This is a genomic window from Clostridium tagluense, from assembly GCF_003865095.1.
Lineage (GTDB): Bacteria > Bacillota > Clostridia > Clostridiales > Clostridiaceae > Clostridium_AD > Clostridium_AD tagluense.
Genome location: NZ_BHYK01000004.1, coordinates 110447 through 124449, shown reverse-complemented (window position 1 = coordinate 124449; position 14003 = coordinate 110447). Strand labels below are relative to the sequence as shown.

The following is a 14003-nucleotide window of genomic DNA, read 5'->3' as shown; positions in this document are numbered from 1 at the left end:
TAACTAGTTGTCAATAGAATTGCATTGAACGACATATAAGTTGTATCGAATGACATATAAGCATATTAAAGTACATAATAATACAATTATTATGCTGTTCACTTAAATATTGTATACACATATTAATATAAATGATATTGTTTTGTTAGATGCGCATCTTAATCATGTTAATGTATTCAAAGAAAAAACAAGTCAGTATGGGGTAGGGCAACATAGCCATCAAGGTAAGAAAACTCTATAAAAATAAATGCCCCCATTTGTAAAAATGTTATTATTAGAGCGACAATAAAAAGACAACATGGGGGAATTACAAATGACAGAAGGAAAAAAATAAAATATGTATATTATGTTTATTTTCGTTATATGTTGTGTTAAATTGGTATAGATGGGAATTCAATTGATAAGTAATTACTTATTAGAATATAAAATTTAATTATACAGGGAGTAATGAAATTGAAAAAAAGAAATTATTAACTAGTTTTGCTTTATCTTGTGCAGTTTTACTTAGTTTATCAAGTAGTGTAAGTGCTACTTCAACGACGACGGTAGCTATTTCTTGGCAGATGGAATTAAATCCTTATGGAAGTGGAGCAATGCTACAGGAAAACTTTGGTTTTAATTTTTTAGAAATGCGGATATACTAGTTAACTAATAATAATTATTTTACTGCATGTTTTTACAAATTTTATACGACAATTTTACTAAAGGGAGTATTTAAATGAATAATTTAATAAAAAGTAATTTTAAAATATTTTTTAAAAGTATATATTTATCTTTAGCATTTTTACTGTTTTTCGTTCTAGTAAATGCATATTTGATTTTTAGTATTTATAATCTAAACATACACAAAGATGCCTTTTATTTTTTACAGTATAGTCAACGGATTAGCATGATTTATTTTGTTTTTTTTACTTTTATAACTTATGAGTATTTAATTAAAAGTAAAAATGAAAATCTCTTAGAATGCCTTTTAGTTTTAAACAAAGGAAACTTAAAGTTATATTTTTCAAAAATTATAGTTCTTATAATAATTATATTAATTATGACCTTAAATATTATTGTATATAACTTTAGTGTATATATTGGAATGAATATATACTTTGAACCTTATTTAGTTCACATCGTATTGAATAATGTTTTGAATATATTCCTAGTTTCAATTTTTGCTATGTGTCTTGGAAGTGTTATATCCTTATATTTAAAAAGGTTTCTTGCATATGCTGTAATGATACTTTTAATAATTTTAATAAGCCCAATTTTTGATTATGTACCTTATATACTTTTTATGGGTTATGGCATTAATATATATCCCTTCAGAGAAATATTAAATATTTTACCGCCTAATTTAAATTGGGATGGAGATTTATTATATGGATTATCTATAGAACCTTATAGGTGGAATCTATTATCATCTTTGATAAGCTTCATGAGTTTCCTTTTAATTTTAAAATTAAATAAGAAAAAACATAAATATTTAAATTTTATAGCTATAGGATTAATAATACTCTCACTCTTCAATTTCTATGGATATACGAAATCAGGTAGTATTGTAAAAAAAGATTATAACCCCAAAAGCTATGTAGCTTTCGATGAGTTGTATTACGCAAATGACATTCAAAAAGAAGAGAAGGTATCATTTAAAATTTCAGCTTATAACATGAATTTTACTATAAATAGACAACTACAGAGTAATGTAAGTATTTACTTAGATGAGAAAAAGCCTTTAAGCACTTACAAATTTACACTTTATAGAAATTATAAAATAGAGAAAATTCTCGGTAAAAATAGTGAAATTTTGGAATATAAAAGAGATGGAGATTATTTCGAGATAACTAACCCCACTAATGAAAAACTGGAGAAAATCACAATTTTATATAGTGGATATAGTCCTGTGTTTTACAGTAACGCTCAAGGTGTGTTACTACCAGGATGTTTTCCATACTATCCAATAGAAGGCTATAAAAGAATATATATAAAAGAGGAATCTAGATTTATTCCAATAATAAGGGATTATAATACTAAATTTGAGGTAACTGTAAAATCAAATTTAAATATTTACTCAAATCTACAAAAAAGTAATAATAGATTCTCAGGTGAGGCACAAGAATTAACCTTAATCGGTGGATTTATGAAAGAAAAAGCCACTAAAAACAATGTTTTTTATGAACTTATATTGAGCAAAATGGATAAAAATAGGTTTTCAGATATAAACAAGACATTGAAATTATATAAGGAACTACTTTCAGAACCCGAGGAGTTTAATATTAGCAATAAAAAAATATTTCAATCACCGGCAGCACTTTCTTCTAAAGTTATTGGTAATGGTACATTAATGTTTAGAGATCACATTTTTGTAAATGATTTAAATAAAAAAGAATTATCACTTGGATTAATAAAGTCGACATTACCACAAGATACAAAAAAAAGAAAAATTAATAACGTATTATTTTATTATCTTGAAGATAAAGATAGTTTTACAAACAACGTTAAAGAATGGAGTAAAAATAACGATCCATTTTTCGAAATACATAGTTTGTTTTTTAAAAAAATAAATGAACTAGGAGAAGCTTACGTTATTAAAAGTACTTATAAATTTTTAAAAGATAATAATGACGAAAGAGATTCAATAACATTTATTAAAAATTTAAGTAATTAGGGGGATTCAAATGTTAGAAATTTTAGAGTTGCATAAATCTTTTGGAAAAAAAGAAGTATTGAAAGGAATTTCCATAAATTTAAAAACGGGGGTTTATGGACTTTTAGGTACAAATGGAGCAGGTAAAACTACATTGTTGAGGTGTATAGTTAATTTATACAATATTAATAAAGGAAAGATAAAGTTTCAGGAAAAAGACATTGTAAATAATAGTACATTTTCTAAAAATATTGGTTACTTACCTCAAAAATTCGGATTATTTAAAGAATTAACAGTATATGAAATGTTAGAGTATTTTGCCATACTAAAAAAACTACCTAAAGAACTAATAGACTCATATATCAAAGATAGTATTAAAATAGTTAATTTAGAAGATAAGATTCATGATAAGACATCAACATTGTCTGGTGGAATGATTAGGCGGTTAGGTATTGCTCAAGCAATATTAGGAAATCCTAAAATAATAGTTTTTGATGAACCAACTGCCGGTCTTGATCCAGAAGAGAGAATACGATTTAAAAATTTATTATCTTATATAAAAAAAGATAAAATAATTATAGTTTCTACCCACATTGTAGAAGATGTAGAAGCGTGTTGTGATAAAATAATAATTATGAATGATGGTAAAATAATTATTGAGGGAAATAGTGGGGACATTAAATCAATAGCAAATGGAAAGGTTTTTGAAGTTAATGAAGGAACAAAAATTAATTGTAACCACTTTGTTGAAAAAACTTTTGAGAGAGATGGTAAAAACTTTTTAAGAGTAATTTCAAGTGAAAAGGTAGCACATACAAATGTAGAAGCCACTATAGAAGATGGATACATGTGTCTATTAAAGGGAATATAAATCTATGATAAAAATTACATATTTTTCTCTCAAAAATCTAAAAATTTACTATTTTGTTCCTTTAATTATTTTATACATTTTTATTCCAATTTTAAATATTGGAATGGTTAATCTATCAGGAAATATTGAAAATGCTTATGTATTAGTATTTTCAGAAGCGGAAAAGTACATACCTATTCTATCTTTGTGGTGGATTACCTTTGTGTTTAAAGAATACATTGAAGAAGACGGAAATGAGATTTTATATTGCATCGAGGATTCAGGAAAAGTTAAAATTCATCATATAGCTTTATTATTTGCTTGGTATATCATACATGTTAGTGTTCTTTTTTTAATATACAGTTTGTTTTGGGATAACGTATTTTTAGAATTTATAAAGACAGTTATTCAATGCTTTTTTTTTACTTCAGTAGCATACATGTTAATGTATACTTTAAAGTCAACTACTATAAGTTTTATGTTTTTACTTATATATGAACTGTTATCTATTTTTATAAATTCTAAATTTTTTAATTATATAAGTATATTCGAAAATGGTGAAAAAATATCATTACAAGCTATTACTACAAAATATTCTGTGTTTTTTATAGTAGGAATTTTATTTTTAATCATTGGTGTATATAAAAACAAAAAAATTTATTATTAAACTTGGATTGGGCAAGTTGTTGAAAAAAATTCAACATGGCTGTTTTCTCTTATGGAAGTACGTCTATATAGTCAAGCTACATTATCCGTTTTTTCTAAATGATTCATATTATACTGCTAGTGGATATAACCTTATGAAAAAAAGCAACTCTTATATAATTTTTTTAAAGAATCTACAAATTCCAAAGGGATATAAGTATAAAAATGATGAAGCAAAAACTTACCTTCCGGTTTCAACTATTTTTGCAAAATACAATATTAAAAGTACTGATAATGAAAAAATCATTGATAAAACTAAATTAAATAAACCTGATTTTCAGTTAAATGACTATCTTCATATACTTCCTTGTAGTAGCAATAAAATAAACAATATATACTGCTATAAAAATAAGTATGCTTCTGATAGCGGGTACTATTATGTTGTAATTCATAAGTTCGCTTAAAACGGACATTGCGACGCAACTATGAATTATGCCCACAATTAAAGGTAGCAGATATGACATTCCTATTTGCCTAGCAGTAGCTTTGAAAATCTCCTTCTCTGTCATTCCAAGCCTTTTTAGCAAAACATATTTATCCTTATCTAAATAGGCTTCGGATACAAGTTTGAAATATATTATGCTCCCTGTTGCAATTATGAAAACCAGTGCAAGGAAAGCTCCAAGAAAATAAATTATCCCGAAAATACTGTAAGAAGATGTATCTCTACTCACATTTACACGTAAAGAATCTTTAATTGAATTAGTTGTAAATAATTCATGTAAAGAAGATATATTCTTACTCACCTTTGAACGCAAAGGCTCTTTAGGGGAGTCAATTTTGTATAATTCCTGTTTTAGCAATTTCATAGTGTTTGTTTTATTTATTTTTATTCCATTAAACTCATATATGTGAGAAGTAGCTCTAAGCAAATTATAGTCTTCATCATTTAATATTAGACACGCCATAGGTATACCAATACCAAAAATAGGAGTTTTAAGTGAATTCTTTATGGTGTAGTCTTTACTATTTACAGAAGCTTTTTCGTTTTTATAAGCATAAAGACTCATTACCACAGTAGGTGGGGATACATATAATATTTCACCTTTGGACAAGGTCTCTTTTTTTAAATCATTCATATTATTTACTTTTAGGTCAGAACTTATTTTTATAAAATCTGAATACTTTAAGGCTACTGTTTCTGAATCCTTAAATTTAGTTTCTACATAAATATGAGGCTTTATAATAAGAAATTCAGTGGTTTCTTCAAGGATTATAGCTTTTTTATATTCTTTTAACTTGTCTCTTACCTGCTGCTTAACTGTATTATCAGAAGAAACATAGGAAATTTCATAAGGAGCCTGTATATAATCTCTCATTCCAATAAAATACTTAAGAGAGGCCACTGTTCCATAAGAAGTTAAAGTAATTGTAGCTAATATGGCAACTGCCGCTAAGGTTCTATAGTTATTTTTAATTCTAAAGGCAATATTAGACATGCACACTATATTTATTCCATTATATAATATTTTCTTTCTGTTTATTATAAATTTCATTATTATAGAATACACAGAGCCAAAAAACCAATAGGTGCCTATTACTACAAATATAATGGCAAGAGGTAGGTTCCTAATAAAATGCATACCAATAGCATTTTTTGCAAAGTAATATCCCACCAGTATGAATATTATAGAAAATAGACCTTTTACATAATTAACATTTGGAAGTCTTTCTTCTCGTTTAGACGCATTAAACAAGTCAATTAACTTACTTCTAGATATATTTATATAACCTAAAACTGCATTTATAAAGAAGATTATAAAAAATGTGATGGAAGTTTCAATTATTGCTTTAGTAGATATGAAAAAACCTATTTTCATATTTAATATAGCCACTTTAGCCAGCATCATTAGAAATAGCTTGCAAAATACAACTCCAAGTAAAAGTCCTGTAGCCGTTGCTGCTATACCCATAAAAATAAGCTCTATAGAATAAATAAGAGCTATTTGAGCATTGGATACTCCCATAAAAGCATAAATGCCTATTTCCTTTTTTCTTTGATTTAAAAAGAAAGAACTTGAAAACCAGATAAAAAATATAATAAATAAAAGGAGCAAATAAGAAACTGAAATTGATACACCGTTAATATAATAACTGGTTTCATTGGCTTTTTGAAAATCTGGATTATATTTTAGTGCTACAAAGTTGTAGAAAACAAGCACAGAAAAAATCATAGACATTATATACAGGCTGTAAACTTTTATATTTCTCTTAAAATTATCGAAAGCTATGCTGAAGGAATTCATTAAAAATCCCTCCTGTTTTCTTCACTTTGTCCGTAATAATCTGTACCACCACTCATGGATGCTCCCATGTCCATAATTCTTTGGAAAAACTCTTTTCTTTCTCCGCTTTTATGGAGCTTTGCATGAATCTTACCATCTTTTATAAACATTATTCTTCTGCAGTAGCTAGCAGCAAAGGCATCATGAGTCACCATTATTATAGTAGTTTTAAATTTCTCGTTTAGCTGCGTAAGACATTGCAGAAGTTCTGCTGCTGATTTCGAATCCAATGCTCCGGTAGGCTCGTCTGCAAATATAACAGAAGGTGAAGTTATAAGTGCCCTAGCTGCGGCGGTTCTTTGCTTTTGACCTCCTGAAAGTTGATACGGATATTTGCTCAGGTGATCCTTTAACCCTAAAAAGCCAGCAAGTTCATTTACCTTTTTTAGTATTTCAACATGATTTACCTTACTAAGGGCAAGCGGAAGGGCTATATTATCCTGAACAGACATTGTATCCAGTAGGTTAAAATCCTGAAATATAAAACCTATTTTGTTTTTCCTAAAAGATGCAAGGTCACGTCCCTTAATATTTTTCATATCTTTTCCCTCAAAGAAATAACTTCCGCTAGTAGGTTCATCAATGGTGGAAATAATATTTAAAAGAGTGGTTTTACCAGAACCAGAAGGTCCCATTATGCCTAAAAACTCACCCTTTTCCACTTGCAAATCAAGGCCATCTAAAGCGTTGGACATCATACCTTTTAAGCCGTAAACTTTTCTTAAATCTTTAGTTTCAATAACAATACTCATAAAAAATCCTCCTCATAAACTAAAATCTTACCACTATTCTACCTGTTAGGCTCATAGCCTGCCATTGAATATAGGTTACATTTAGTACTTTAAGGTTACATTTATGTAACCTTAAAGTAATCTGATAGTTTATAAAAACATATGCTAAATTCTGTACCCTTTCCTTCCTTAGATTGAACATATATATCATGACTTAGTTTATGAGCCATCTTTTTAGATAAATATAAACCCATGCCTGTAGATTTTGCGAGGCTTCTTCCATTTTCGCCTGTAAAACCTCTGTCAAATATTCTATTTATGTCTTTCGTTTTTATTCCCATACCACTATCTTTAACATAAAGCACAATAACCTTATCTTCCTCTTTAGCATAAATATTTATTTTTCCATTCTTAGGTACATATTTGCAACCATTATTAATAAGCTGATCAATAATATATGAAAGCCATTTTTCATCTGATATAACAGTATAGTTTATATTTCCAAGTTCTAAACTTATATTTTTTGATATGAAAAGGGTAGCATTTCTTTTTACAACTTCTTTAACTAGCCGCTGAATATTAATTTCATTGATTTGTAAATCTTCCGAATAGCTAGAGGCGCGACTTGTATATAGCACCTGATTGATAAGAAATTTTATCCTGTTAAATTCAAGTATAAGATCTTCTGATACATCTATTTCTTCTATTTTATCAGAAAGGAGCTCGCATACACAAACAGGTATTTTTATTTCATGAACCCACTTTGTTATATAATCATCCATTTCCTCAAGAGCTGACTTTACTTCTTGAACCTTCCCATCCATTTCAGCATTTTTAAGATTAATTATGTCTTTCATAATCTGAACTTCAAAATAGTAACTGTTACTAGGCAGGCTTGCATCTATATTATCTTCTTTATTTATAGCTTCGCAAAGTTCCTTATAACTATGATGCCACCTTTTATAATCAATAAATGCAAAGATTAATGATATAAAAAGCAGTAAAAAATCCATGTAGGCTATATCAGTAAACTGTGAATTAATAGGCTTGCTACACAATAGGACTATATTTATAGTAAAGAGAATGCAGATGAAATATAATATCTTTAAGGTAGAATTTTTTATATATGCCACCATCATATTCATAGTAGCATGTACCCATATCCTTTTTTAGTAACGATATAATCCTTAAGGCCAATGTCGCAAAGTTTAGTGCGAAGCCTGTTAATATTTACTGTGAGAGTATTATCATTAATAAAATTATCATCATCCCAAAGTGCTCTCATTATCTTCTCCCTAGATATGGTCTTTCCCCTGTTTTTCATAAGCAGTAGCATTACTTTAAACTCATTTTTTGTAAGTTCCATTTTATCTTCTTTATATAAAAGAGTATTTTCCATTAAGTTTAGGATTACTCCATCACATTCTATTAAATCAGAAGGTTGCTCACCATAAGAATATGCTCTTCTAAGTAGTGCATTTATTTTAGCAATTAAAATATCCATAGAAAAGGGCTTGGTTATATAATCATCACCCCCAGTATTCATGGCCATAATAATATCCATATTTGTATCCCTGGAAGAAACAAATACGATAGGCACCTTTGATATTTCGCGAATTTTATTACAAAAGTAAAACCCATCAAAATAAGGTAGGTTTACATCCATAATAATCAAATGAGGCTCCTTGGCAGCAAACTCTGCAGTTATGTTTTCAAAGTTATCCACAGCCACCGCATCAAAACCCCATTTTATCAACATTTCATTCATATTGGTGCACAGTGCTTTGTCATCCTCAACTATCATTATCTTATACATTTTTTACACCCCTAAAATAAGGTGAAACTTTAATATGCAGTTTCGCCTAATATTATGTTATATAAAATTGAGATTACTAAGTCCAATCTTGTCCTGTTTAGTATAATTGTAACATTTATTTATACAATAAATCTATATATATAAATATCAAAGCTTTGATATGAGGATGTTTCATGCATAGAATCTCTTGCCTGGTTTTGTAGGGGTCTGGGTTGTGAATTTCGCAACCATTCTGTACGGAGTGGGTTAATCAAGTAATGGTTAACCCACTCCACCATTGACACAGAAAAATGTAGCTAAGTGTCGAAATATTTAAGTTACATATTTGTAATATGTAGTCTATAATGTAATATGTAGTTTATAATGGTAATATGTAGTTTATCATAAAACTATAAGATTATAAGGGGGTTTTTATTTTGTCATCGAAAAAAATAGTTTCTTTAGTTATTGCTTCATCATTATTATTCTCAGCTTTTGCACTTCCTGTACAAGCCAAGAGTGATGAATCACTAATTAAACCACCAGTATTTTTAACAGGACAATTATCAAAACAATTATCAAAGGACATGGAAGGTGTACATCAATTCTTTAGAGAAAACAACTATGGAATTGAAGATTCTATGAACGAATTAGCAGAATTAAAATCAAGCGAGGACAGCTTGGGGCTTACACACATTAAAACTCAACAAATGGTAAAAGATATTCCGGTATTTGGTAATGAATATATCATTCATTTTAACCAAAACGGAGAAGTATATTGTATGAATGGTAAATATGATGCTAACGCAAAAAATGCTAAAATCAATAAAGAGCGTTTTATAGGTGAAAACATAGCTATTGAAATTGCAAGATCAAAAGTTATATTTGATGATTATTGTTCAGCTGTAAATTCAAAACTTTACTTACGAAATATAAATGATGAGTATGTTCCAATTTATGTAGTTTCATTAAGTTTCGTATTTCCAGAACGAGGATATTGGCACTTTTATATAAATGCTGAAGATGGAACTATAATAAAACAAATACAACATAAATGCTGAAGATAGAACTATAATAAAACAAATATGACATAAATGATCTAATAGCAAATAATAATTTTTGATTTTATGTTTGCTGTCATTAGCCATAATGCTAGGATTAGTTGATATAGTCCAAGATTATGAAGGCAGATTATATTTTTGTAATACGTAGTTTATTATCGTAATATATAGTTTGAAATAAAATTTGAAATGCACCCTGTCAATTAGACAGTAGAGATAATAAAAATTGACTTAAGCGGCTAAAGTCCTATAATCCATGGGGCTAAGGCCGTTTAATCTTTTTTGCAATCTCTTGGTATTATAGAAGATGATATATTCATCAACACTCTTACCAAAGTAATTAGAAATTTTAAAAGCCGATTTTAAAGAAGGATTAAATATTCCTTTCTCAATTTCAACAATTGTACCCCTATTATTTAAATTATTATGAATTAAGTATATAATGACAAATATAACAGTGAAATTTAGGTATATTTGTAATTAACTCAAACTAGTCAGTTAGAGAATTAAAGAGGTGGCTTACGATGGAAGATATTAAAATTTTAATAGTTGAAGATGATGAGGCTATAAGTAATATGATAAAAAGAGCTTTGACTAAGGAAGGCTATGGTGTTTCCTGTGCATTTGATGGACAAGAGGCGCTTAATGTTTGGGAAAGAGAAAATTTTAAATTATTTATTTTAGATATTATGCTCCCAGAAATTGATGGAATGGAGGTAATGAGAAGAATACGAATGAAAAGTATGGTACCTATACTTATGGTATCTGCAAAAGTTGAAGAGAATGATAAAATCATAGGTCTCGGGCTTGGTGCAGATGATTATTTAGTAAAGCCTTTTGCAATAGCAGAGCTTATTGCAAGAGTAAAGGCTCTGCTTAGAAGATATATGTATTATAGTTCAAGCAATGATATTAGGGGGAATACCATAGAGTATGGAGAAATAAAATTTGATTTAGAGAATTATACAGCTATAAAAAAAGACAAAACGATTACTCTTAGGGCGAAGGAATATGAGCTATTAAAGTTATTTTTTAAGAATCCAAATAAAGTGTTTACAAAGGCTCAAATATTTAGCTCTGTTTGGGGAGAAGAATATATGGGGGATGATAATACTGTGATGGTTCATATCAGGAGACTAAGAAGCAAAATTGAAGACAACCCTGACAAGCCACAATATATAGAGACTGTCTGGGGAATAGGATACAGGCTGGGGAGTTTAAAATGATATATATATTTGTGACCATAACTATTATTTTAGCTTTAGTTATAGTATTTCAAAATATAAAAATACATAGTATTTCCGTAAATATAAAGGAGGTTACGAAGGGGAATTTTAATGAAAGAATTAGAATTTATGACTATAACACTACAGTTAAAGATTTAATCATTAATTTGAATAGGCTTATAGATGAATTCCAAAAAATAGTTTCATTGAACAAAGAATATGAAGAGGACAGAAAAAAGATGATATCGAATATATCCCATGATTTTAGGACGCCACTCACAACAATGCTAGGATACATTGAAATGTTGAGGGATGATAATAGCCTAAGTGGTGAAGAACGCAGGGAATATTTAGAGGTAATAAGTACAAAGGGCGAAATCTTAAGGGGGTTAATTGAAGAATTTTTTAGTTTATCAAAGTTTGATGCTAGTGATGTTGTGCTAACTTTTAAAAGAGTAAATATCACTGAAATTATAAGACAGTGTGTATTATCTTTTTTAAAGGATTTCGAAATTAATGGTATTGAATTAGCAATAGATATTCCAAGTGTGGATATATTTATAAATTGTGATGAAGGGGCTATTTATAGAGTGTTGCGAAATCTAATAGCTAATGCTCTAAGGTATGGAGCTGAGGGAAAAGTAATTGGGGTGGGTTTAGAGAAAAAAACGGATGGTGTAGTTTTGGAAATATGGGATAGGGGTATAGGAATACCACAGGAGGAAATACCCTATATTTTTAAACGCTTATATTCAGTGGATAAATCAAGAAATAATAGACAAAAGGGTAGCGGTCTGGGATTAACTATAGTAAAAAAATTAGTAGAAAAGCATGGTGGTGTAATTGAAGTTAGTAGTAAGCCCTATGAAAAAACAACATTTAAGATAACACTTAGGGATATCCCGTAAGATTCTTAATTAAAAAGTTAAGAAACCTGTAAGAAGTGTGTAAATAGGAGTTAAGGATTATGGTTTATTATTAAAGCATAGTCCTTTTAATATGTAATGAGGTGATTTTGTGGAATATGCAATAAGAACGCATAATTTAACTAAGAAATATAAGGGCGTACCCGTAGTAGATAGTTTAAATATTAATATAGAAAAGGGGGAGATATATGGATTTTTAGGACAGAATGGTGCAGGAAAAACTACCACTTTAAGAATGCTTATGGGACTTATAAGAATTTCATCAGGAGAGGTTGAACTGTTTGGACAGAATAATTATTCTAAAGGAGTTTATAAAAAGATAGGTTCATTAATAGAGTATCCTGGATTCTATCCAAATTTAACTGGAGGGGAAAATTTAGAGATACATAGAAGAATGGCGGGTATAGAAAATACAGAGTATATAAAAGAAGCCTTGGAAATAGTGGGACTAAATTCTGATGAAATTAAGAATAAAAAGGTTAAGAATTACTCTCTAGGTATGAAGCAAAGACTTGGTATCTCAAGAGCAATACTACATAAGCCAGAACTACTTATTTTAGATGAACCAACTAATGGATTAGATCCCCTTGGTATAAAGGATATTAGGAAAATACTGTTAGAACTAAGAAATAAAAAGGGCATAACTATTCTTATATCAAGCCATATTTTAAGTGAGATTGAACATCTAGCAACAAAAATAGGAGTTATCCATAGGGGGAAATTACTTGAAGAAATAGACTATAGGGAGCTTCAGAGAAGAAGCAGAAAATATCTTAGAGTAAAAGTAAGTGATGATAAGAAAGCTTGTTTCTTACTTGAAAACAAACTTAATATTAAGGATTTTGATGTAGTAGAAAAAAATGTGTTAAGAATATATGAAAATCTTGATAAGGGGTCACAAATAGCTAAACTATTCATTAACAATGATTTGGAATTGCATGAGCTGCAGCTTAGTGTAGACAACCTAGAAGATTATTTTGTAAGGCTAACAGGGGGAGAGGTTAATGTTTAATCTTATTTATTGTGAATTTTTAAAGTTAAAGAAATCACATTTATTTTTAGCTTTAGCTATAATAATTTTACTTCCACCAATATTATTATATATAAAATGGCATGCTGAGTATAAGTTAATAATCTGGGATATGTATCTTTTTCAAGAAGAAATAAGCACAACAGCATTGATTAATCTACCTATGTATGCATTTATTTCTTCATATATTTACACAAGAGAATTCTCTTATAATACTGCTCAAACACTATTTTCCTACTCTATTAGCAGGACAAAAATATTTATATCAAAGTTCTTAGCAATATTAATAATGACAGGGTGTATTATAATCTTGCAGCTTTTAGTTAGTGTTTTGGCAGGATTACTAGTTCCTCATGAGTCACTTACTAGGGGAATAGTCCTAGGTCATTTAAAAATGAATCTTTACATTTTACTTGCCCAATATGCTATTTTGCCAATTGCTATTTTTATAGCGCAAGTAAGCAGAAATATAATTATACCAATGGTTTATGGGGGGATTATAACTGCATTTAATATGTATGTATCCATGCTTAAGTTAGAGATTATAGAGTACATTCCATTTACGTACCCAATACAAATACTGACAAATTCTTTCAAAACTAATATTTATAGGCAAGATATAATGATAATAAATAATTCGGTTCCATTATCAAATGCATGCATAGTGATTGCAGTTTTAACCTTTGTAATTGGAATTGTAATGTGTATTACATATTATTTAAAGACTGATATTACTTAGCTCAATAGAATTATGAATAG

General features: G+C 28.7%; 13 protein-coding genes. 8 read left to right on the top strand and 5 right to left on the bottom strand.

Annotated elements, in window-relative coordinates; all coding sequences use genetic code 11:
* The first annotated feature begins 718 nt into the window (after nucleotides 1-718).
* The 3 genes from Ctaglu_RS04705 to Ctaglu_RS04695 are packed head-to-tail and all read left to right on the top strand — an operon-like array spanning nucleotide 719 to nucleotide 4152.
* The gene (locus Ctaglu_RS04705; RefSeq protein WP_124998571.1) at nucleotides 719-2656 is read left to right on the top strand and encodes an ABC transporter permease; all 1938 of its coding nucleotides are present in this window, start codon (nucleotides 719-721) and stop codon (nucleotides 2654-2656) included.
* A 10-nt stretch (nucleotides 2657-2666) separates the two neighbouring features.
* Entirely contained in the window at nucleotides 2667-3506 is an 840-nt protein-coding gene (locus Ctaglu_RS04700) for an ATP-binding cassette domain-containing protein (protein ID WP_124998569.1), read from the top strand.
* A gap of 4 nt (nucleotides 3507-3510) precedes the next feature.
* Nucleotides 3511-4152, top strand: a complete 642-nt coding sequence (locus Ctaglu_RS04695; RefSeq protein WP_124998566.1) for an ABC transporter permease — start codon at nucleotides 3511-3513, stop codon at nucleotides 4150-4152.
* Nucleotides 4153-4471: 319 nt separating this feature from the next.
* Here the strand turns inward: Ctaglu_RS04695 and Ctaglu_RS04690 are convergent, their stop codons facing one another.
* From Ctaglu_RS04690 to Ctaglu_RS04675, 4 genes are all read right to left on the bottom strand, one after another.
* Nucleotides 4472-6436 carry an FtsX-like permease family protein gene (locus Ctaglu_RS04690; protein ID WP_124998564.1) on the bottom strand — a complete coding sequence of 655 codons (1965 nt, stop codon included), beginning with the start codon at nucleotides 6434-6436 and terminating at the stop codon, nucleotides 4472-4474.
* Entirely contained in the window at nucleotides 6436-7227 is a 792-nt protein-coding gene (locus Ctaglu_RS04685; RefSeq protein ID WP_124998562.1) for an ABC transporter ATP-binding protein, read from the bottom strand. Before Ctaglu_RS04685 ends, Ctaglu_RS04690 begins: the two co-directional genes overlap by 1 nt.
* A gap of 101 nt (nucleotides 7228-7328) precedes the next feature.
* Nucleotides 7329-8351: a sensor histidine kinase gene (locus tag Ctaglu_RS04680; protein WP_124998560.1), complete on the bottom strand. Its 1023-nt coding sequence runs from the start codon at nucleotides 8349-8351 to the stop codon at nucleotides 7329-7331.
* Nucleotides 8348-9022 (bottom strand): response regulator transcription factor, encoded by a 675-nt coding sequence (locus Ctaglu_RS04675; RefSeq protein ID WP_124998558.1) that lies wholly within the window; start codon nucleotides 9020-9022, stop codon nucleotides 8348-8350. Before Ctaglu_RS04675 ends, Ctaglu_RS04680 begins: the two co-directional genes overlap by 4 nt.
* Before the next feature lie 416 nt (nucleotides 9023-9438).
* Between Ctaglu_RS04675 and Ctaglu_RS04670 the strand changes: the two genes are divergently transcribed.
* Entirely contained in the window at nucleotides 9439-10062 is a 624-nt protein-coding gene (locus Ctaglu_RS04670) for a PepSY domain-containing protein (RefSeq protein ID WP_124998556.1), read from the top strand.
* A gap of 231 nt (nucleotides 10063-10293) precedes the next feature.
* Here Ctaglu_RS04670 and Ctaglu_RS26145 read toward each other — a convergent pair whose 3' ends face one another.
* Nucleotides 10294-10464: an IS3 family transposase gene (locus tag Ctaglu_RS26145; RefSeq protein WP_267901260.1), complete on the bottom strand. Its 171-nt coding sequence runs from the start codon at nucleotides 10462-10464 to the stop codon at nucleotides 10294-10296.
* A 122-nt stretch (nucleotides 10465-10586) separates the two neighbouring features.
* Between Ctaglu_RS26145 and Ctaglu_RS04660 the strand changes: the two genes are divergently transcribed.
* The 4 genes from Ctaglu_RS04660 (at nucleotide 10587) to Ctaglu_RS04645 (ending at nucleotide 13983) form a co-directional block, all read left to right on the top strand.
* Nucleotides 10587-11288, top strand: a complete 702-nt coding sequence (locus tag Ctaglu_RS04660) for a response regulator transcription factor (protein WP_124998554.1) — start codon at nucleotides 10587-10589, stop codon at nucleotides 11286-11288.
* Entirely contained in the window at nucleotides 11285-12196 is a 912-nt protein-coding gene (locus Ctaglu_RS04655) for a sensor histidine kinase (protein WP_124998552.1), read from the top strand. Before Ctaglu_RS04660 ends, Ctaglu_RS04655 begins: the two co-directional genes overlap by 4 nt.
* A gap of 109 nt (nucleotides 12197-12305) precedes the next feature.
* Entirely contained in the window at nucleotides 12306-13226 is a 921-nt protein-coding gene (locus Ctaglu_RS04650; RefSeq protein ID WP_124998550.1) for an ABC transporter ATP-binding protein, read from the top strand.
* Nucleotides 13219-13983, top strand: a complete 765-nt coding sequence (locus Ctaglu_RS04645) for an ABC transporter permease (RefSeq protein ID WP_124998548.1) — start codon at nucleotides 13219-13221, stop codon at nucleotides 13981-13983. Before Ctaglu_RS04650 ends, Ctaglu_RS04645 begins: the two co-directional genes overlap by 8 nt.
* Nucleotides 13984-14003 lie beyond the last annotated feature (20 nt).